The sequence below is a fragment of the Amycolatopsis sp. cg9 genome (assembly GCF_041346945.1).
Classification (GTDB): Bacteria; Actinomycetota; Actinomycetes; order Mycobacteriales; family Pseudonocardiaceae; genus Amycolatopsis.
The window spans coordinates 10,061,539-10,082,494 of record NZ_CP166850.1 but is presented as its reverse complement, the minus strand read 5'-3'; the positions used below and the strand labels follow the sequence as shown (position 1 = coordinate 10,082,494).

General features: G+C 72.7%; 16 protein-coding genes. 8 read left to right on the top strand and 8 right to left on the bottom strand.

Annotated features, from left to right (window positions below):
- Positions 1–13 precede the first annotated feature (13 nt).
- Both AB5J73_RS46415 and AB5J73_RS46410 read left to right on the top strand, forming a co-directional pair.
- A complete protein-coding gene (locus AB5J73_RS46415) occupies positions 14–1,426 on the top strand; it encodes an LCP family protein (RefSeq protein WP_370966326.1) in 1,413 nt (470 codons plus the stop codon).
- A gap of 241 nt (positions 1,427–1,667) precedes the next feature.
- A complete protein-coding gene (locus AB5J73_RS46410; protein WP_370966323.1) occupies positions 1,668–2,282 on the top strand; it encodes a hypothetical protein in 615 nt (204 codons plus the stop codon).
- 266 nt (positions 2,283–2,548) lie between these two features.
- Here AB5J73_RS46410 and AB5J73_RS46405 read toward each other — a convergent pair whose 3' ends face one another.
- From AB5J73_RS46405 to AB5J73_RS46390, 4 genes are all read right to left on the bottom strand, one after another.
- Complete coding sequence (locus AB5J73_RS46405; RefSeq protein WP_370966321.1) at positions 2,549–4,855, bottom strand: FdhF/YdeP family oxidoreductase; 2,307 nt, start codon at positions 4,853–4,855, stop codon at positions 2,549–2,551.
- A 32-nt stretch (positions 4,856–4,887) separates the two neighbouring features.
- Positions 4,888–6,189 carry an MFS transporter gene (locus AB5J73_RS46400; protein ID WP_370966317.1) on the bottom strand — a complete coding sequence of 434 codons (1,302 nt, stop codon included), beginning with the start codon at positions 6,187–6,189 and terminating at the stop codon, positions 4,888–4,890.
- Positions 6,190–6,253: 64 nt separating this feature from the next.
- A complete protein-coding gene (locus AB5J73_RS46395) occupies positions 6,254–6,691 on the bottom strand; it encodes a MarR family winged helix-turn-helix transcriptional regulator (RefSeq protein ID WP_370966314.1) in 438 nt (145 codons plus the stop codon).
- 74 nt (positions 6,692–6,765) lie between these two features.
- Positions 6,766–7,074: a hypothetical protein gene (locus AB5J73_RS46390; RefSeq protein WP_370966312.1), complete on the bottom strand. Its 309-nt coding sequence runs from the start codon at positions 7,072–7,074 to the stop codon at positions 6,766–6,768.
- Positions 7,075–7,130: 56 nt separating this feature from the next.
- Here AB5J73_RS46390 and AB5J73_RS46385 point away from each other — a divergent pair, with 56 nt between their 5' ends.
- Entirely contained in the window at positions 7,131–9,752 is a 2,622-nt protein-coding gene (locus AB5J73_RS46385; protein WP_370966310.1) for a valine--tRNA ligase, read from the top strand.
- 74 nt (positions 9,753–9,826) lie between these two features.
- On the opposite strand, the gene AB5J73_RS46380 is transcribed toward AB5J73_RS46385, so the two are convergent.
- Complete coding sequence (locus AB5J73_RS46380) at positions 9,827–10,414, bottom strand: hypothetical protein (RefSeq protein ID WP_370966308.1); 588 nt, start codon at positions 10,412–10,414, stop codon at positions 9,827–9,829.
- Between the two features lie 81 nt (positions 10,415–10,495).
- On the opposite strand from AB5J73_RS46380, the gene AB5J73_RS46375 reads away from it, so the two are divergent.
- A complete protein-coding gene (locus AB5J73_RS46375; RefSeq protein ID WP_370966306.1) occupies positions 10,496–14,755 on the top strand; it encodes a HEAT repeat domain-containing protein in 4,260 nt (1,419 codons plus the stop codon).
- Positions 14,756–14,762: 7 nt separating this feature from the next.
- Here AB5J73_RS46375 and AB5J73_RS46370 read toward each other — a convergent pair whose 3' ends face one another.
- The gene (locus tag AB5J73_RS46370; protein ID WP_370966304.1) at positions 14,763–15,644 is read right to left on the bottom strand and encodes a LysR family transcriptional regulator; all 882 of its coding nucleotides are present in this window, start codon (positions 15,642–15,644) and stop codon (positions 14,763–14,765) included.
- 86 nt (positions 15,645–15,730) lie between these two features.
- On the opposite strand from AB5J73_RS46370, the gene AB5J73_RS46365 reads away from it, so the two are divergent.
- A complete protein-coding gene (locus tag AB5J73_RS46365) occupies positions 15,731–16,489 on the top strand; it encodes an alpha/beta fold hydrolase (protein ID WP_370966302.1) in 759 nt (252 codons plus the stop codon).
- 13 nt (positions 16,490–16,502) lie between these two features.
- The gene (locus AB5J73_RS46360; RefSeq protein ID WP_370966299.1) at positions 16,503–17,279 is read left to right on the top strand and encodes an alpha/beta fold hydrolase; all 777 of its coding nucleotides are present in this window, start codon (positions 16,503–16,505) and stop codon (positions 17,277–17,279) included.
- Here AB5J73_RS46360 and AB5J73_RS46355 read toward each other — a convergent pair.
- Both AB5J73_RS46355 and AB5J73_RS46350 read right to left on the bottom strand, forming a co-directional pair.
- Complete coding sequence (locus tag AB5J73_RS46355; protein WP_370966295.1) at positions 17,263–18,123, bottom strand: SGNH/GDSL hydrolase family protein; 861 nt, start codon at positions 18,121–18,123, stop codon at positions 17,263–17,265. The two genes, AB5J73_RS46360 and AB5J73_RS46355, sit on opposite strands and share 17 nt — an antisense overlap.
- A gap of 72 nt (positions 18,124–18,195) precedes the next feature.
- Positions 18,196–18,831 (bottom strand): class I SAM-dependent methyltransferase, encoded by a 636-nt coding sequence (locus tag AB5J73_RS46350; RefSeq protein ID WP_370966292.1) that lies wholly within the window; start codon positions 18,829–18,831, stop codon positions 18,196–18,198.
- Between the two features lie 73 nt (positions 18,832–18,904).
- Between AB5J73_RS46350 and AB5J73_RS46345 the strand changes: the two genes are divergently transcribed.
- Together AB5J73_RS46345 and AB5J73_RS46340 are read left to right on the top strand one after the other, a co-directional pair.
- The gene (locus tag AB5J73_RS46345) at positions 18,905–20,560 is read left to right on the top strand and encodes a folylpolyglutamate synthase/dihydrofolate synthase family protein (RefSeq protein WP_370966289.1); all 1,656 of its coding nucleotides are present in this window, start codon (positions 18,905–18,907) and stop codon (positions 20,558–20,560) included.
- Between the two features lie 35 nt (positions 20,561–20,595).
- A complete protein-coding gene (locus AB5J73_RS46340) occupies positions 20,596–20,955 on the top strand; it encodes a DUF4233 domain-containing protein (protein WP_370973548.1) in 360 nt (119 codons plus the stop codon).
- Position 20,956 lies beyond the last annotated feature (1 nt).

The window sequence follows — 20,956 nt, the reverse complement described above, 5'->3', positions numbered from 1 at the left end:
ACGTCGGTAGGGCGTGCACCCACTGGGCAAGATCGTCGTCTCCGGGCTGGCGCTGGTCGTCTTCTGCGGCACGGCGTACGGCTACGCGAACCTGAAGGCCCTCGACGAAGTCACGCGCGACAGCGTGATCGACGCGGACGGCGAGACCAGCCCGGGGGAGCAGCCCGCCGACGGCTCGCTCGACGTCCTGCTCGTCGGCCGGGACGCCCGCACCGACCCCCAGGGCAACCCGCTGTCGCCGGAGATGCTCCGCGAACTGCGGGTCGGTGCCAACGGCGACGACCTCACCGACACCCTGATCGTGCTGCGGATCCCGAACGGGACCAAGCAGGTGAAAGCGTTTTCCGTCCCGCGTGACAGCTACGTGTCGATGCCCGGCGGCCGGGGCAAGATCAACGCCGCGTTCGGGCGCGCGAAGGCCGCCGAGGCGCGCCGGCTGCGCACCGCGGGCGAGACCGACAAGGCGAAGATCGACCAGAGCGCCCTCACCGCCGGGCGACGCGCGACGCGGCAGGCCGTCGAGGACCTCACCGGCGTCAAGATCGACCACTTCGCCGAAGTCAACCTGCTCAGCTTCGCCGAGATCAGCAAGGCGGTCGGCGGCGTCGACGTCTGCCTCAACGCGGCCACCCAGGACCGGAACTCGGGCGCGGACTTCCCGGCCGGGCCGCAGCGGGTTTCGGGCGCCGACGCGCTCGCCTTCGTCCGGCAGCGGGACAACCTCCGGGGCGGCGACTTCGACCGCGTCCGCCGCCAGCAGGTCTTCCTCGCCGGGCTGGCGCGGCAGGTGCTGTCAGCGGGCACGCTGGGCGACCCCGGCAAGCTTTCGGACCTGATCGAGGCGGTGAAGCGCTCGGTGGTGCTCGACGCCTCGTGGAACCTGCTCGACTTCGTCGCCCAGCTGCGCGGGGTCAGCGGCGGTGGCATCCAGTTCGAGACGATCCCGATCGTCAACCCGGACTACCGCTACGACCCCGCCGACCACCGGCTGACGGCGGTGCAGGTCGACCCGGCCGCGGTCAAGGCGTTCGCGGCGAGCCTGATCGGGCCGGTCGCGCCACCGCCGTCGCCGGGGCCGGGGCAGGGGCCCACCGTCGACGTCTCGAACGCGGGGCCGCGGGAAGGGCTCGCGGCGCGCGTGTCCGGCCTGCTGCGCGACAAGGGGTTCACCCCCGGCACGACCGGCAACACGGCCGCGCGGCGGACGTCGGTGGTCCGGTTCGGCGCCGAGCTGAAGGACCGGGGCGCCGAGGTGGCGCGGCTGCTGGGCGGGCTGACCACCCAGGAGTCCGCGGCGGTGCCCGCCGGGCACATCGAGGTCGTGCTCGGCACGGTGTACGCGGGCCCCGGCGCGGCGGGCGGCGGGGGTGCCCCGGCCGCCGGCGACGAGCCGATCACGTCGGGCGGGGTCGTCTGCGTGAATTGATCGGCGCCCGGCGCCGGATTTCGTGAAATCGCGCGAAGTTTTTCCGCGAAGCCGCGCAATGTGGTTTTCCGCCGACCGGACCACGGCGGACCGCCGGGGTGACTGGTCTTGACGCTGCCTGCCTGGTGAGGCAGGGTGCGATGACCGTCGGCGGCAGCACCGCGCGGCGGACCGGAAAAGATCACCGGACCGGTGGCGAACCGGAAAGTCGATTTCAGGAAATAAGGAAAGTCCGGGACTCATGCGCATCAGCGTTGCCCGCGGAGGGTGGTTCCTTCCGGTCCTCGCTTCCGCCGTTCTGTGCGCCGGGTGCCAGTCGGCGTCCGGCACGGCGCACTACCCCGAGCCGATCGACGCCTGCAAGCTGCCCGGCGCCGACACCCGCACCCGGCTGGCCCCGGGGACCGTCGAAGTCCCGCCCGATTCGGTCAAGACGGCCGACGCCAAGGTGGTGCCGCAGGACCGCTCGACCGAGGGCAACGACCTCACCGGCTGCAAGCGCCTGTTCGCCCGCGACCTCGGCGGCGGGAAGCCCAACATGCAGGACTACCGGGTCGTCACGATCGCCGTCGTGCGGTTCACCGACTCCGACACCGCCACCGCCGCTTCCCAGGCCACCCAGCTGATGACCGACGCGCTCGGCGACCACTCGGGCGTCCGGCTCGCCACCGGTGTCGGCGACGAGGCCGGGTTCTCCGAGCAGTGGGCCGCCGTCCGCTCCGGCAACGTCGTCCTGGGCCTGGCCATCGCCGACGGCGGCACCGAGGCGGCACTGATCCCGCCGGCGACCCTCGACGACGTCCAGGCCGTGGTCACCGGGATGACCGACACCCTGCAGCGCGACTACCGCGGCTGAGCGGTGCGCCCGCGGCGAAACCCGCGGACGGTGGCGCGCGCTTCCGGCATCCTCCCGAAGGACCGGGAAGGGACCCGTGGCCGGAACGCGGGGTGGGTGGTGGCGGCGAACGTGCTCGCCGCGGGCTTCCGCCGGAGCGACCCGCCGCCGTCGGCGCGCGGCCGGGATCATCGCCTCCGGCGGCCCGCCGGCCAACGGCGCCTGCGGTGGCGCGCTGCACCCGGGGGCGCTCGGTGCGGCCGCGGCTTCCCCGCCGCCCCGGCGCGTCAGGACCGGGGCTCGAGCCGCACCACGATCGCCTTGGACACCGGCGTGTTCGACTTGTCCGCCACCGAGTCCAGCGGGACCAGCGCGTTCGCCTCCGGGAAGTACGCCGCCGCGCAGCCGCGGGCCGTCGGGTAGGCCACGACCCGGAACGCGGGTGCCCGGCGGTCGCCGTCGCGCCACTCGGAGACGAGGTCCACCAGGCCGCCGTCGGTCAGGCCGAGCGCCGCGATGTCGCCGGGGTTGACCAGCACGACCCGGCGGGCGTTCTCGATCCCGCGGTAGCGGTCGGACAGACCGTAGATCGTGGTGTTGTACTGGTCGTGGCTGCGCATCGTCTGCAGCAGCAGCCGGCCTTCGGGCGCCTGCGGGTACTCCAGCTCCGAGACCGTGAAGTTGCCCTTGCCGGTGGCGGTGCCGGTGAACTCGCGGGAGTCGCGCGGCGCGTGCGGCAGCACGAACCCGTCCGGCTCGCGGACGCGGCGGTTGTAGTCCTGGCAGCCCGGCACGACCCGCGCGATGTGGTCGCGGATCAGGTCGTAGTCGGTCTCGAACGTCCGCCACGGCACCGCGTGGCCCGCGCCGAAGAGCCGCTCGGCGAGCCGGCTGACGATCGCGACCTCCGAGAGCAGGTGCTCGCTCGCCGGCTCGAGGCGGCCGCGCGAGGTGTGCACCTGCGACATCGAGTCCTCGACCGTGACGAACTGCTCGCCGCCCGCCTGGACGTCCCGCTCGGTGCGCCCGAGCGTCGGCAGGACCAGCGCGGTGCGGCCGTGCACGACGTGCGACCGGTTCAGCTTCGTCGAGACGTGGACGGTCAGCGAGCACGACTCGAGCGCCTTCTCGGTGGCGTCGGTGTCCGGGGTCGCCGACGCGAAGTTGCCGCCGACGGCGAAGAAGACCTTGCCGCGGCCGTCGCGCATCGCGCGGATCGAGTCGACGGTGTCCAGGCCGTGCTCGCGGGGGACGTCGATGCCGAACTCGGCGGCGAGGGCGTCCAGGAACGACTGCGGCATCTTCTCCCAGATGCCCATCGTGCGGTCGCCCTGCACGTTCGAGTGCCCGCGCACCGGGCACAGGCCCGCGCCCGGCTTGCCGATCATCCCGCGCACCAGCGCCAGGTTCGCGATCTCCGAGATCGTCGGCACGGCGTGCTTGTGCTGCGTCAGGCCCATCGCCCAGCAGTAGATCGTGCGCTCGGAGGAGGCGATCAGCCGCGCGACGCGCTCGATCTGCTCGCGCGGCAGCCCGGTGGCGCGCTCGACCTCCGGCCAGTCGATCTCCCGCAGGTGCTTCGCGTAGTCGTCGAAGCCGTCGGTGGCGTGGGCGACGAACTCGCGGTCGATGATCGCGCCCGGCGCCTCCTCCTCCCACTTGAGCAGCAGGTGCCCGACGGCCTGGAACAGCGCCAGGTCGCCGCCGAGGCGGATCTGGGCGAACTCGTCGGCCAGCGGCGTCCCCTTGCCGACGACGCCGCGGACGTTCTGCGGGTTCTTGAACCGCATCAGCCCGGCTTCGGGCAGCGGGTTCACGGCGATGACCTTCGCGCCGTTGCCCTTGGCGACCTCCAGCGCCGAGAGCATCCGCGGGTGGTTGGTGCCCGGGTTCTGCCCGACGACGACGATCAGGTCCGCCTTGTGGATGTCGGCCAGGCTCACCGAGCCCTTGCCGACGCCGGTGGTGGCCGACAGCGCCGCGCCCGAGGACTCGTGGCACATGTTGGAGCAGTCCGGCAGGTTGTTGGTGCCGAAGGAACGCACCATCAGCTGGTAGAGGAACGCGGCCTCGTTGCTGGTGCGGCCCGAGGTGTAGAAGAACGCCTCGTTCGGGTCGGTCAGCGCCTTCAGCTCGCTCGCGACCAGCTCGAACGCGTCTTCCCAGGAGATCGGCTCGTAGTGCGTCGCACCTTCGCGGAGCACGAAGGGCTCGGTGATCCGGCCCTGCTGGCCGAGCCAGTAGTCGGTCTTGGCGCGGAGGTCCTCGATCGGGTGCTTCGCGAAGAAGCCGCGGTCCACCCGGCGTTTCGTGGCCTCCTCGGCGACGGCCTTGGCGCCGTTTTCGCAGAACTCGGCCAGCTTGCGCTTCTCGCCGTCGACCTCGCGCGGTTCCGGCCACGCGCAGCCCGGGCAGTCGAAGCCTTCGCGCTGGTTGAGTAGCCGCAGCGCCTTGATCGTCCGGCCGGTGCCCATCTGCTCCACGCTGCGCGCGAGCGACACGGCGACCCCGGGTATCCCGGCCGCCCAGCCCTTCGGCTTGCCCACCTCGAGGCGGGTCTCGTCCACGTCCTGTGCCGGCGCTTCACGGGTCATGCGTTCATCGTGCGCTTCGATGAACGTGCGCGCTAACGGGGGTCGCGCTCGAGTCCCTTGTCGGCGACGGTGACGACGAGCAGCAGCGCGCTGATCACGACCAGGGCGATCGCCAGCCGGTGCAGCCCCGCCGAGTCGGCGTGCGGGCCGTAGCAGAGGGCGATGAGCGTCGAGGCCACGATCGCGCCCAGGTACTGGGCCGTGCGGAAGAGGCCGCTCGCGGTGCCCATCTGCTCGGCGGGCGCCTCGCGGTAGAGCGTCGTCTGGTTCGCGACGCTGGTCAGGCCCTGCGCCAGGCCGAACAACGCGGCCAGGGCGAGCAGCGCGCCGGTCCAGGTGCCGTCGTGGACGAGCAGCAGCAGCGCCGAGCCACCGGCCAGGGCGAGGGCGACGGTGAGCAGCCGCGCCTTGATCCCGGACGCGCGCCCGGAGAAGGCCGCCGCGCAGACCGCCGTGCCCGACATCGGCAGCAGCATCAGCCCGGCGGCCTCTTCGGAGAGCTGCCTCGCGGTCTCGAGCCATTGGACGTAGCCGAACATGATCGCGTAGATGGCCATGAAGCTCAGCGCCTGCCGCAGGTAGGTGCGCAGGATCGCCCGGTTGGCCGCGAGCATCCGCAGGTCGAGGAACGGCGTGTCGCGCCGCAGCTCGACGAGCGTGAAGGCGGTTCCGAAGGCCGCGACGACCGCGAGCAGCCAGACTTCGGCACCCGGGTCCATCAGGAAGAACAGCAGTGCCAGCAGCGTCGCCGAGAACAGCGCGATGCCGAGCACGTCGATCCGGGTGGCGGTGCGCGCGCCGCGGTCGTCCTTCGGCACCCACGCCCATGCCAGCACCAGCGACAGCCCGGCGAGCGGGATGTTGACGGCGAAGATCGCGGGCCAGCCGAACAGGCCGATCAGCACGCCGCCCAGCGTCGGGCCGATCACCATCACCGTCTGCGCGGACATCGACAGCACCGAAAGCACGCGGGCGGGCACGCCCTGGCCGCTCGCTTCGGCGTGGTGGCGCAGCACGGCCATCGCGGCCGGGAAGCCGGCGCACGTACCCAGGCCGAGCACGACCCGCACGCCGGTCAGCCAGCCCACCGAGAGCGGGATCATGCCCGCGATCCCGGCGATGATCACCAGCGTCGCGCCGCCCAGCAGGACGCGGCGGGCGCCGTAGCGGTCCACCAGCAGCCCGACCACCGGCTGCCCGACCGCGGTGGCGAGGTACAGCGCCGAAATCAGCCAGGCGGTCTGGCCAGGACCGGCGCCGAAGCTCTGCCCGATCGGCACGAGCGCCACGGCGATCAGGGTGGAGTTGATCGGGTTGAGCACCGCGCCGGCCACCAGCGGGGTGACCAGGCGGGCGCCGAACTTGGCGGGGGCGGTGACGGTGGCCGTGAGGACTCCTTCAGTGCTGGGCGACGCGCTGGAGCAACGGCAGCGCGCGCGTGACGGCGTCGAGTTCGGCGGGGGACAGCTCGTCCAGCAGTGCCTGGGCCAGCCACTCTTCGCGGTGCTGGAGGATGCCGCGCACGGTGTCGCTCCCCGCGTCGGAAAGGCTGATCACCACGCGCCGCCGGTCGGCGGGATCGGGCGTGCGGGCGAGGTAGCCGAGCTCGTCGAGCACACCGAGGGTGGCGGCCATGGACTGCTGCCGCACGTGCTCGGCCGCGGCCAGCTCACCCTGGGTGGCCGGGCCCTCGCGGTGCAGCCGGTTGAGCACGGCGGACTGCGACGGCGTGAGGATCCCGGCGTTGTCGACCTGGCGCAGCCGCCGGTGCAGCTGCCCGACGACCCCGCGGATCCAGCCGGCGCTCTCGGCCACGTGCGGAGGTACTTCGCCCATGCACACAGTTTAACTGTTCAGTTCAGACTGTGTATCTGGGTGTGACACACCCCGCTCCGGGGTGGATCAGGGAGCTACGCGCTGACGCCGAAGAAGACGAACGGGTCCTCGTTGACACCGACGCCCTGGATCTGGTGCACGATGATCGCGGCGGCGACCAGGCCGACCACGATGAGCAGGGCCAGCACGCCCGGCCAGCGGCTCTCTCCCGGCCGCTGGTGGCCGCCCGCGCGCTGCTCCCGCTTGCGGCGCTTCTTGAGGTCCTTCTTGGCGCCCAGCCAGGCGTCCCGCTCGGCGAACTTCTGCCAGTCCGGGTTCATCAGGTCCGGGTGCGTCTCGAGGCGCCGGTCGTCCGGATCCTGCGGCTGCTGAGGCTGTGCCATCCCGAGTGCCTTCCCCCTGGGTGACCCGCCGTGACGGGTTCGTAGACTTGTCCATTGTGACCGAGAACGCTCCGCAGCAGACCACCGACCTTCCGGGTGCCTGGGACCCGGCCGCCGAGGAAGCACCGATGTACGACCGCTGGGTAGCGGCCGGGTACTTCACGGCCGACGCCTCGTCGGAGAAGCCGCCGTTCTCGATCGTACTGCCGCCGCCGAACGTAACCGGTTCCCTGCACATGGGCCACGCCCTCAACCACACCCTGATGGACGCGATGAGCCGCCGCCGTCGCATGCAGGGCTACGAGGTGCTGTGGCTGCCGGGCATGGACCACGCGGGCATCGCGACGCAGAACGTCGTCGAGCGCCAGCTGGCCGGCGAGGGGCTTTCGCGCCACGACCTGGGCCGCGAGAAGTTCGTCGAGCGCGTCTGGGAGTGGAAGGCCGAGTACGGCGGCAAGATCCTGGGCCAGATGAAGCGCCTCGGCGACGGTGTCGACTGGTCGCGTGAGCGCTTCACCATGGACGAGAACCTCTCCAAGGCCGTCCAGACGGTGTTCAAGAACTTCTTCGACGAGGGCCTGATCTACCGCGCCGAGCGGATCATCAACTGGTGCCCGCGCTGCCAGACGGCGCTGTCGGACATCGAGGTCGACCACAACGACGACGACGGCGAACTCGTCTCGATCCGCTACGGCGACGGCGACGACGCCATCGTGGTGGCAACCACCCGCGCCGAGACGATGCTGGGCGACACCGCGGTCGCCGTCCACCCGGACGACGAGCGGTACGCGCACCTGGTCGGCACCGAGGTCGAGCTCCCGCTGACCGGCCGCCGCATCCCGATCGTGGCCGACAAGCACGTCGACCCCGAGTTCGGCACCGGCGCGGTCAAGGTGACCCCGGCGCACGACCCGAACGACTTCGAGATCGGCCGCCGCCACGACCTGCCGATGCTCACGGTGATGAACGAGCGCGCCGAGATCACCGTCCCCGGTCCGTTCCAGGGCCTCGACCGCTTCGAGGCGCGGCCCGCGGTGGTCGCGGCCCTGCGGGAGCTGGGCCGGATCGTCGCGGAGAAGCGGCCGTACGTGCACGCGGTCGGGCACTGCTCCCGGTGCGACACGGTGGTCGAGCCGCGGCTGTCGCTGCAGTGGTGGGTCAAGGTCGAGGAGCTGGCCAAGCTGGCCGGCGACGCGGTCCGCGACGGCCGCACGAAGATCCACCCGCCGGAGCTGGGCAAGCGGTACTTCGACTGGGTCGACAACATGCACGACTGGACGATCTCGCGCCAGCTGTGGTGGGGCCACCGCATCCCGGTGTACTACGGCCCGGACGGCGAAGTCGTGTGCGTCGGCCCGGACGAGCAGCCGCCGTCCGGTGACGGCTGGACGCAGGACCCGGACGTGCTGGACACGTGGTTCTCGTCGGGCCTGTGGCCGATGTCGACGCTGGGCTGGCCGTCCGCTTCGGACGACCTCGCGAAGTTCTACCCGACCAGCGTGCTGTCGACCGGCTACGACATCCTCTTCTTCTGGGTCGTCCGGATGATGATGTTCGGCGTGCACCAGATGGACGGCAAGCAGCCGTTCGACCACGTGTACCTGCACGGCCTGATCCGCGACGCGAACGGCAAGAAGATGTCGAAGTCGCGCGGGAACGTGATCGACCCGCTGGAGTGGATGGACGCGTACGGCGCGGACGCCACCCGCTTCACCCTGGCCCGCGGCGCGAACCCGGGCGCGGACATGGCGTTGGCCGACGAGTGGGCGGCGGGCTCCCGCAACTTCTGCACGAAGCTGTGGAACGCCACGAAGTTCGCGATGATGAACGGCGCTTCGGTCGCGGCGCCGCTGCCCGACGCTGCTGCGCTGACCGAAGCCGACCGCTGGATCCTGGGCCGCCTCGGCGCGCTGGTGTCCGAAGTGGACGGACTGTTCGAGGACTTCCAGTTCGCGAAGGTGGCCGGCGCGCTCTACCAGTTCACCTGGAACGAGCTGTGCGACTGGTACCTGGAACTGGCGAAGGTCCAGCTGTACCAAGGCGACGACGCCCGGGTCGCGGCGACCAGGTCGGTGCTCGGCCACGTGCTGGACACGGTCCTGCGCCTGCTGCACCCGTTCATCCCGTTCATCACGGAGAAGCTCTGGACGGCGCTGACGGGCGGCGAGTCGCTGGTCGTCGCGGCGTGGCCGGCGGCTCCGGCGGGCTACGCGGACGCGGTGGCCGACGCCCGCGTGGCGGACGTCCAGAAGCTGGTGACGGAGATCCGCCGCTTCCGCGCCGACCAGGGCCTGAAGCCGGGCCAGAAGGTGGCCGCGCGCCTGGCGGGCTACACGGGCGGCCACGAAGAGGCGATCCGTTCCCTGGTCCGCCTGACCCCGCCGGCCGACGAGTTCGCGGCCAGCGCGTCCCTGGAGGTCGCACTGGCCGACGGCGTGGTGACCGTGGAACTGGACCTGTCGGGCACGGTCGACGTGGCGGCGGAGCGCAAGCGCCTGGAGAAGGACCTCGCGGCGGCTCGGAAGGAGCTGACGCAGACGGAAGCGAAGCTGGGCAACGAGGCGTTCATCGCGAAGGCCCCGGCCCCGGTGATCGACAAGATCAAGACCCGCAAGGAGACGGCGGCGTCGGACATCGACCGGATCACCGCGCGGCTGGCCGCCCTGCCGGCTTCCTGAGCCCGACGGCCCGGCACTCCGGTGGGGTGCCGGGCCCGGTTCGCTCGTAACAGCGGTCGTGCGCGTGGCGACCACTAGTCGTGGATCACGTCACGCCCTTCGAGGGCCGGTTCCGGAACGGCCGGGTGTTCCGCTGCCAGGTCCGCGTACGTCACCAGGTGCGTAGCCAGTCCCAGCACCGCCAGCGCTTCGACCACCGAGATCGTCAGGGTGACCGGGCCCGGGTGTCCCGAGCACCAGAACACCACCAGCGCCGCCGCCGGGGCGCCGCAGAACAGGCTCAGGTCCATCGCCAGCTGCAACGCCTTGCGCGGGCGGCGGCGCCCGTCGGCGCGGTGGAACGATTCCCAGCCGAACACCGGCGTCCCCGGCGGCAGATCGGCGGCCAGGCGCGGCGCCAGCTCCGTACGGATGTAGCGGCTGGCCGCGGAGATCTTCTCGTCGTTGACCAGGTGGGTCCAGCCGAGCAGGAGCGCGACCGGCGGCAGCAGCAGGACCAGGTTCCCGCGCGCGCTCAACGTCGCGGCGATCACCGCGGCCATCGACGCCAGGGTCGCGTAGACGAGGTTGTCGCGGAACGTGATGCGGGTCTTCTGCTCGTCCTTCAGCCGCTCGTACTCGAGTGTCAGCAGCTTCGCTACGGTGATGTCGCCGTCCGCCATGGCTCCCCTTTCCCCGCCGGGCCGAACCCGGACAGCGTAGCCACCGTCGCCGGGACGGGGCGCGATGCACACGGGGGATGAATGAACGGCTCGCCGTACCAGGCGATGCGGGCCCGGCTGGCGGCCCGGACCGTCAAGCAGTACCTCCGTCCCGTCTTCCGCGTGCACACCTCCGGCGACGACTCCGGTGAACGACTCCGCTTCGGCGCGCTCCTGGACCAGTTGCCGGCTCCGACGCCCGGCGGCGGCCGGCCCCGGCCCAAGACCTGGCTGGTGACCGGCGGCGCGGGCAGCGGCAAGAGCACCGCGGTGCTGCGGTACGCGATGGCGCTGCTGGACCGCGACCGGCCGTGCGTCGTCGTCGACAACCAGACGCTCAGGGAACACCGCGAGACCGACGCGACCGTGGCCGACTTCGCCAGGGGACGGCGCCCGGCGGAGGTCGAGGAGAAGCTGTGGAAGGCACGCGTCAAGCAGAACCGCGTGGTTTTCCTGGTCGACGCGGTGAACGAACTGGAACGCGAATTCGCCGGCACCGCCGAGTGGAAGTTCCTCTGGCACCTGCTGACGGGCTCGCACGGCTTCACGGTGCTGGCGACCTCCCGCACCGAGATCGACCCGGCGCGGATCGGCCTGCGCGAATTCCAGACGTTGTCTATCGAGCCCCTCGGCGAGCGGGACATCGAGGCCTACCTCGGGATGCGCGTCGGGGCGGCGGCCGAAACGCTGGCCGAGATCAGGTCGAGCGACCTGCTGGGCGTGGCGTCGAACCCGTTCATGCTGTCGCTGCTGACCGACTGGCTGGTCGGCACGCGCTCGACCGAGCACCGGAAGATCCCCCGCAGCCGTGCGGAACTGCTGCGCGCGACCGTGGTCCGGCCCGGCAGCGAAGGTCGTTTCGCCGCGGCGGAACAGGACGCGGCCGAGCGCGGGCTCGGCATGGAGGCGGCGCTGTGCGCGGCCGCGCTGGCCGTGATCACCGGCCGGACGGGCAGCGCCGACTTCCTCGCCCGGGACGTCACCGCACTGCTCGGCCGGGTGTGGGACGACGCCGGCGACGTCGCCCGCACGGTCAAGGCGTTCCTGGACACGCAGATGGTCGCGCCCGACGGGGACGCGGGCGACGGCCGGTACAGCCTCATCCACCCGGCCTTCGTGGACTTCGGCCTGGCCCTCGCGTGGCAGGGGACCACCCCGCCGCCGCTCGCCACGGCACCCGAGTTCCTGGACCGGTGCCTCGGCGACTGGGTGGGGCTGCAGGCCGACCCGGACGGCGCCGTGCTCGGCCTGCTCGCCACGCGCTCGCGGCCGCTGCCGCCCGAGCTGCTGGTGGACGTCCTGCTCGCCAACCGCAGCGTCCTCGGCGACGCTGTCCGCGCGACGCTGTGGCGGCAGCTCGGCAAGTGCTTCACCGACGGGCGGCAGACGCGCGACCGCCTGGCCGGGGCGCTGGCCAGCCTGCCGCCGAGCGTGCTGCGCGATGGGGTCCAGCACGGCCTGCTCCGGACGCTCAACACCAAGGACCCGGACTTCGCCGAAAGCGTCAGTGCCGCGCTGTGGAACGGCTCGCTGGACGCCCAGACGCTGCAGCGGCTCCGCCAGACGCACCGGCGGAGCCGGGAAGCGCCGGCCCAGCAGCGGCCCGACCGCGACGAGGCCGCCGCCGAGCTGCGGCGGGAATGGCTGCGGCTCAAGAAGAGCCCGCTGGCGCGCCGCCGCAGCGCCAACTGGCTCGGGAGCCACGGCGGGAAGCAGGACGTGGACGCGCTGCAGGACGCCATGGCCGGCGACCAGGACGCCGCGGTCCGCGGGGCCTGCGCGACCGCGCTCGGGCGGATCGGCTTCGCGGGCGCCTTGCCCGCTCTGGGCGAGGCACTCGCCGATCCCGAGGCCGCGGTCCGCGGCTCGGCGGCGAACGCGCTGGGGCTGATCGGTCACCTCGATGCGCTCGACGGTCTCCTCGGACGGCTGGGCGACGAGGAGTCGAACGTCCGGGGTTCGGCGGCGAGTGCGCTCGGCGCCATCGCCCACCCGCGGTCGGTGCCCGCGCTGGTCGAGGTGCTCGCCGATCCGGACGCCGTGGTCCGCCGCTCGGCGGCGAACGCCCTGGGGCTGGTCCGGCACCCCGACGCCATCGGCGCGCTGCTGGCGAGGTTCGGCGATCCGGACGACGAGGTGCGGGGCCTGACGGCGAAGGCGCTGGGGCGGATCGGTCACGTCGCCGCGCACGACGGTCTGGTCGAGGTGCTCCGCGGCGACCCGGGCGGCCGCGTCCGGGGTTCGGCGGCGGAGGCGCTGGGGCGGATCGGAGACCGCGGCGCGCTCGAAGCCCTCGTCGAAGTGCTTCACGACAAGGACGAAGAGGCGGGCGTCGTCGGATCGGCGGCGCACGCGCTGGGCCTGATCGGTGATGCCGGCGCCCTCGACGCGCTCGTCGGGGCGCTCGCCCACCCGGATGCCGCCGTGCGGGGTTCGGCCGCGAACGCCTTGGGCCGCATCGGTGATCCCGCCGCCTTCGACGGTTTGCTGGCGAAGCTCGAGGACTCCGACACCGTCGTCCGCAGTTCGGCGTCGAACGCCTTGGGCCGCATCGGCGATCCCCGCGCCCTCGACGGCCTGACCCGCGTCCTCGCCGGCGACTGCGACGAACACACCAGGGGAGCGGCGGCCGAGGCGCTCGGCCGCATCAAGGCACCCGGTGCCCTGGCACCGCTCGTCGACGCCGTCCGCCGCGACCCCGACGACGGCGTGCGCGGGTCGGCGGCCCACGCGCTCGGGCACCTCGGCGACAACGCGGCGGCGGACACCCTGCGGGCCACCATCCGCGATCCCGGGCGGACCTACCTGACCCGCCGCGCCGCCACGAGCGCCTTGGCCCACCTGGACACCGGGGACGAGGAGTGGATCACGGTGGTCGCCGACCGCCTCAAGTTCACCGCCCGCACCCCGGAGGGACGCGCACTGCGCGGGGCCATCGTGGATCTGGTGGCGCGCCGCGAGATCACGCCGGGGACCAAGAAGTGGCTGGTCGGCGTGATCCACAAGGACAACGACCCGATGAACCGCACGGCGGCGATCGAAGGGCTGGCCCGGGCCGGCAAGGCCGACGCCGGGCTGATCGAGTTCGTCATCGGGCCGGCACCGTCGCGGCCGGACAAGCGGCTTCGCGACAGCGACGCCGGCGTGCTGGGCGTCGCCGCGGCGGCCGTCGTACGCGCGGCCGCCGAGCGCCCCGCCTACACCGAGTCGCTGCTGCCCGGCGTCGTGAACCTGCTGGCGCAGAAGAACTGCCACTGGACGACCGTGCTCCCCCCACTCGCCCAGCTGCGGCTGCTGCCGTTGCCCGTCGCCGGCACGGTCGTCGCCCGGATCGTGGAGCTCTTGGGGGACACGACGCCGGAAAACCCGCACCTGGAGTCGGCGCTGGCCGCCGAGCGGGAGATCCTGGCGGAACGCAAGCGGGTGCTGGCCGATCTGGAGTCGCTCACCACCTGTCCCGAAGCGGTGCTCGCCGGGTTCCGCGAAGACCGGAAGTCGAGGTTCGAAGTGACCGCACCCGCGTCGGGCGACAAGCGCCACGTCGCCCTGCTCACGGCCGTCCCGGTGGAAACCAAGGCGTTGCTGCGGGTCCTGGCCGAACGGGGTACGCCGACGAAGGAGGTCCAGCGCGACGGCCGCTACTACGACGTGTTCGAGCTGACCGCGCCCGGCCGCCCGCCGGTGCGGGTGGTCACCTCGCAGGCCACCGACCAGGGCGGCCAGGCGGCGGCCGCCTCGACGCGCGAGCTGCTGTCGGTGTTCCGGCCGGACCTGGTGCTGCTGGTGGGCGTGTGCGGCGGGTTCGGCGAACGCGGGGTCGCGCTGGGCGACGTGCTGCTCGCGCGGGAAGTGTTCGACTACGGCCCGGAGAAGGTCCGCCCCGGGGGCGGTGGGGACCGGCCCCAGGTGTACCGGGCGGACGGGCAGCTGCTGCGGCTCGCCGCGACCCTCGACAGCAAGGGCCGGCTGGACGCGTCGCTGGCGGGCCGCAAGCTCCTGATGAAGGACTTCGCGAGTGGCGAGAAGGTGATCGCCTGGCGGGAGTCGGACCTCCGGGCCCGGCTGCTCGGCCTGTCCGTCGACATCGGGGGCGTGGAAACCGAGGCGCACGGCGTGCTGCACACGGTCTGGGAGACGTTCAAGGGCCGGGAAGCCGTGGGTGGCGCCATGCTCAAGTGCGTCAGCGACCTCGGCGACGAGGAGATGGCCGTGGACAAGGAAGCCAAGCAGGCGGAGGCGGCCTGCCGCGCGGCGCGGGTGGCGCTGGACCTGGCGGGAGCGTTCCACCGGGCGGACGGGTGACCCCGGCTCAGCCGGTCGCCCGTGCGGCTTCGATCAGGGCCACCACCGCCGGGGCCAGCCGCCGGTCCGACGGCGTCGCCAGGTAGGTCGGCATCGCCGGGGCCGGGTCGCGCAGCGGCCGGAACACCACTCCCGGCACCGGCAGCAGGTTGGCGTGCGCACGGTAGAACACCGTCCAGTGCGGCCGGCCGAACCGCAGCGTGCCCAACGTGTCCTGGGCCGTCGTGAACTCCTTGCCCAGCAACGGTTCGAAGCCCGCCTCGCGGCAGCACGACACCACCAGCTCGTACAGCGGCCGGTTGCGCTCCGGTGGGCTCAGCCGCGCCGGGAGGGAAGCCAGCGAGGCGAACGGCACCACCGCCGACTCGGCCAGCGGGTGCGTGGCCGGCAGCGCCACCAGCACCTCGTCCGTCCACAGCAGACTGAAGTCGAGTCCCGGCGCGGGCCGGTCGCCGCGGACGATGGTCGCGTCCAGGGAGCCGTCGCGGACCCGCTGAAGCCGCTGCGCCGTCGGTGCGTGGACCAGCTCCACCGGCACTTCGGGGGCCCGCCGCGTGAACTCGGTCAGCAGGACGTCCAGCCGGTCGCCCAGTCCTTCGCTCGTCCCCAGCCGCACCAGCGGCCCGGCGGAACGGAACTCCGCCACCGAGTCCGCCGCCCGGTCCGCCGCCGCCAGCACCGCTCGCGCGTGCGGCAGGAACCGGCCGCCCGCCTCGGTCAGCGACACCGCGCGCGTCGTGCGCTCGAACAGCGGTACGCCCAGCTCGCGCTCCAACCGGCGCACCTGCTGGCTCACCGCGGGCTGGACGATGTGCAGCCGCTCCGCCGCGCGCCCGAAGTGCAGCTCCTCCGCGACCGCCACGAAGTACCTCAGTTGGCGAAGCTCCACCGCGGACCCCATTCATCAGCGTTCGTGATGAGTGTAGGAGCGGACTGCCCATCGAAAAGCGCCGGCCCGGTGACCAGGCTCGGGCCATGCCCTACACAACCGTGAACCACACCCGGCTGCACTACGAAGACGCCGGCACCGGCCCCGCTCTGCTGTTCCTGCACGGCTGGGGGACCAGCGGCCGCGTCTGGCAGTCGTGCCTGCCCGGTCTCGTGCGGGACCACCGCGTCGTCACCCTCGACTGGCGCGGGTGCGGCCGCTCGGACCACCCGGCCGAGGGCAACACCGTCGCCGGCATCACCGCCGACCTCGCCGCGGTGGTCGAGGCGCTCGGGATCGTGCCCACCGTCGTCGGGTCCAGCATCGGCGGGGTCTTCGCCACCGAACTCGCGCTCGCGCGCCCCGAACTGGTCGAGCAGGTCGTCGCCGTCGACAGCCCGGGCCACTGGCCGAGCACCGGCATGCTCGACAAGGTGCACGACCTGCGGAAACGGCTCGTCGACGACCGCGTCGGCACCTTCGAGGACTGGGTGCCCAACTGGGTCGCGCGCACCTCGCCCGGGCTCGTCGCCTGGACGATCCGGCAGCTGCTCGACTCCGGCGTCTACATCGACGCGCTGTTCACCGAGGTCACCACCTACGACCCGCGGCCGCGGCTGAAGGACCTGAAGGTCCCGATCACCTACCTGCACGGGGAGCTGGACGCCGAGATCCCGCTCGAAGTCCCGCGCGCCTGCGCGGCCGAGACGCCCGGAGCCCGGGTGCACGTCCTCGCCGGCTGCGGGCACCTCCCGCACCAGGAGGACCCGCGTGCGTTCACCGCCGCCCTCCGCTCGATCGCCTGAAGGAGCCCGGCGAATGCCGAAAGTGCCGCTGGGCGACGCCGTCGTCCACTACGACCGCACCGGCGACGGGCCCGCGCTGCTCCTGCTGCACGGCACCGCCGCCTCCCGCGAGCAGTGGGGACCCCTGACGGCGCAAGCGAAAACCTTCACCGTCCTGGCCCCCGACTTCCCCGGCTCCGGGCTGACCACCGACCACGGCGGCCCGATCGGCGTCGAAGACCTCGCCGCGCAGGCCGAAGCCGTGCTGGACCACGCGGGCGTCGGGACCGCCCACGTCGTCGGGCACTCGCTGGGCGGGGTGGTGGCGGCGCACCTGGCCGGGACCCGCCCGGACCGCGTGCGCTCGGCGGTGCTGCACGCCGCCTGGCCGGTCACCGACACCCGGCAGGACGCCGAGTTCCGCTTCTGGCTGGACCTGCTCCGAAGCGGGTCCTTCGCCCGCCTGCTCCCGCTGATGGCCTTCGGGCCGCGCTACTGGGACCAGGCCACCGCCGAGAGCAACGAGCAGCTCGTCAAGACGCTCGACGCGGTGATCCAGCCCGGTGCGGACCGGCAGATCGAGACCGACCGGACGGTCGACCTCCGGCCGGTGCTCGGGCGGATCACCGCGCCGGTGCTGGTGCTCGGCAGCGCGCACGACCGGCTGATCACGGCGGACCAGCAGCGGGAGCTGGTCGCCGCGATCCCCGACGCGCGCGCCGCCGAGATCGACGCGGGGCACGGTGCCCCGGCCGAACTGCCGGACGAGTTCGCCCGGATCGTGCTGGAGTACGTCAGCGCAGCGCCTTGAGCACCACCGCGGCCACGCCGGCCATCCCGGCCTTGAGCGGGTGGTAGGCGGCGGCCTCGAAGATGTTCTGGTCCTTGCCGTTGATCCACGCCGAACCGCCGCGCGCGCAGGCGTCGTGGCCGCGCGACGGGCCGAAGGTGTCGACGAACTCCGTCCGCCCGTCCGCGTCCGCGGCGTCGGCCAGGGTCCGGTTCAGGGCTTCCTCGACGCTGTTCAGCCACGCGTAGTCACCGTCGGCGAACGGCAGCACGTCCGGGCAGTAGCCCCGCTCCGGCGCGATCCGCGGGTAGCCGACCAGCAGGACCCGCGCGCGCGGCGAACGCTCGTGGATCGCGGCGAGCACCGCCTCCACCCGCGGCCCGATGTTGTCGATCGCCGACGTCACCGAGCCGTCGAAGTGCGCTTCGCAGGGGTTGCCCGTCGGGTCGCTCGCGCGCAGGCCCGGGCACGTCGAGGTCAGGCTGCCGAACACGCCGTAGTCGTTGCCGCCGATGCCGAGCGTGACCAGGTCGGTGTCGATCCGCAGCGCGCCCAGCTGCGGCGGGTTGGTGCCGTTGAACGGCACGCTCTGCGGCCGCGTCATGTTCGTGGTGTCCGCCCCGGCGCAGCTGACGTCGGTGAACCGCCCGGCGTGCAGGGCCGCGGCCAGCACCGACGGGTAGTTCGCGGTGGACCGCCCGCAGCCCAGCGGGTCGACCCGCTGGACCGGGACGAACGGCCCGGAGGTGTACGAGTCGCCGAGGGCGACGTAGCTGCCGATGGTCGCCGCCGAGGCGGCGGTGGCCGACACCGGCAGGAGGATGGCTGCCGAAAAGACGACGGCGAGCAGCCGGGTGATGCGCATGAAGACCCCGTTCTGTTCTGCGGAACGCTCCCTCCCACATCTAGCGAGCGCCGGGCGGCCGGGGTGGGGACTTCACCCGCCAGTCGGGTCACCGTCGCCGTGCTCACGGTAAGTGATCAGCGTGCGCCAGAAGAACAGCGGCCGGACGGTGCTCCCGGGCAGCAGCCGGGCCGACTCCCGGCGCACCTCGGCCAGCGTCGGGTAGTCGTCGACGACGGGGGCTTTCGGGCCGTCCTCGGCACCACCGTTCAGCCGCTCGCCCGCGTAGACGACCAGCCGGGCGAGCGCGTCGACCGGCACCGCCGCGATCGCCCGCGCCCAGTCCACCGGCGTGCTCGGGCGCGCCAGGGCGAGCACCACGAGCACCCCGCCGGGCACCAGCGCGCGGCGCAGCTTGGCGAGCGTCTCGAACGGCATGTGGTGCAGGGACGCCAGGCACGAGATGTAGTCGTAGTGCGCCTCGGGCAGGGGGTCGGTGGTGACGTCGGCCCGCCGGTGGACGATCTCGCCCGGTCCGGGCGAACCGAGCCCCGCCGCCGCTTCGACCATCGCCGCCGACACGTCGACCGCCTCCACCGCCATCCCGGTCGCGGCCAGCCGCCGCGCGAACCGGCCGGTGCCGCACCCGACGTCCAGCGCGAGGCCCGGTCCCGGCGGCAGCAGGTCCAGCAGCAGCGGGTGGTAGTGGTCGTTGTGGTTGAACGGCATGCGTCGAGAGTGCCACCGGCGACGCACGTAGACTCGGAAGGCAAGCCCAAAACCCCAGGCCGGAGGAGATTCAGTGCCGCAGGATGAGACAGGTCGCAAGCCGGACCTGTCGGATCTCGACAGCTTCGCGGGCGTCGACGAACTGGGTGCCGGAGGGTACGAGGACTCCGACGACCACGACCCGGAGCTGGACGCGCGCGACACCGCGTTCGACGCCGGCGGCGGCTCGCGCGGCGGTATCGGCGGCGTCGGCCAGCTGGGCGACAACCTCGCCACCGGCCCGGTGCCCGACTTCACCGTGCCCGAGGACACCGAGCTGCACGAGCTCGACGACCAGGGCGAACCCGTGGTCTACGGCAACCCGGACGGGCCCGAGGCCCGCCGCGAGCTGATGGCCGTCGAGGCCGAGCTGAACCAGCGCTGGCCGGAGACGAAGATCGAGCCGTCGCTGACCCGGATCTCCGCGCTGACGCAGCTGCTGGGCGAACCGAACCGCGGCTACCCGGTGCTGCACGTGGCCGGCACGAACGGCAAGGGCTCCACGGCCCGGATGATCGACGCGCTGCTGACCCGGATGGGCCTGCGCGTCGGCCGCTACACGAGTCCGCACCTGCAGCTGGTCACCGAGCGGATCGCGCTCGACGGCCGGCCGATCTCGGCCGCCCGCTACGCCGAGCTGTGGCACGACATCGCGCCGTACGTGTCCATGGTGGACGGTGCGGCCGCGGACGGCGTGGCGATGAGCAAGTTCGAAATCCTCACCGGGATGGCGTTCGCGGCGTTCGCCGACGCGCCGGTCGAGGCCGCCGTGCTCGAAGCTGGCCTGGGCGGGGCCTGGGACGCCACGAACGTCGCCGACGCCGACGTCGCCGTCATCACCCCGATCGGCCTCGACCACGTCGAGTACCTGGGGCCCGACGCGGTGAGCGCGGCGCGCGAGAAGGCGGGCATCATCAAGGCCGGCTCGGTCGCCGTCATCGCCGAGCAGGACCCCGAGGTGCAGAAGGTGCTGCTGGAACGCGCCGTCGAGGTCGACGCCGCGGTCGCGCGCGCCGGCAGCGAGTTCGGCGTCCTGGAGCGCGAAGTCGCCGTCGGCGGGCAGCTGCTCAAGCTGCAGGGCCTCGGCGGGGTGTACGACGACGTCTTCCTGCCGCTGCACGGCGCCCACCAGGCCGCGAACGCCGCGCTCGCGCTGGCCGCGGTCGAGGCGTTCTTCGGCGCGGGCAAGGACAAGCAGCTGGTCGTCGAGGCCGTGCGCGAGGCGTTCGCCGAGGTCGAGACACCCGGGCGGCTGGAGCGGGTCCGCGCCGCCCCCGCGGTCATGATCGACGCGGCCCACAACCCGCACGGCGCCCGCGCGCTGGCGACGACCGTGGCCGAGGAGTTCGCCTTCCGCCGCCTGGTCGCGGTGGTCGGCGTGATGGCCGAAAAGGACGCCCACGGCATCCTCGACGCGCTCGAACCGGTGGTGTCCGACATCGTCGTGACGCGCAACTCGTCGCCGCGCTCGATGCCGCTGGACGAGCTCAACCAGCTGGCCATCTCGGTGTTCGGCGAGGACCGGGTGGTCGCCGAGACCGACCTGGAGACGGCGATCGAGACGGCGATCGCGCTGGTGGAGACGAGCGACGACCCCGAGGAGCCGCTGGCGGGCGGTGGCGTGCTGGTCACCGGCTCGGTGGTCACCGTGGGCGAGGCGCGCACCCTGTTCGGGAAGGAGCCGGCGTGAGCGAGCCGACCGAAGCCCCCAAGCCGAAGGACCCGATGAAGGGCTTCCGCGGCGTGATGTCGGGGACCCTGATCATGGAGGGCATCACGGTCGCCCTCGCGCTCCCGGTGGTGAACAAGCTCGGTGGCGGGATCAGCAGCGGCACCGGCTGGACGGTCATCGCGGTGGCCGTCCTGCTGGTCGTGACGTGCGGGTTCGTCAAGCGCCCGTGGGCGGTGCCGCTGATCCTGGCGCTGCAGGTGGTGCTGATCGCGCTGGTGTTCTGGCTGCCCGCGATCACCGTGCTGGGCGTCATCTTCCTGGCGATCTGGCTGTGGCTGCTGTGGCTGCGCAAGGACGTCGCCCGCCGGATGGCGGCCGGCACCCTGGCGAGCCAGCAGCAGCCCCAGCCCTGAC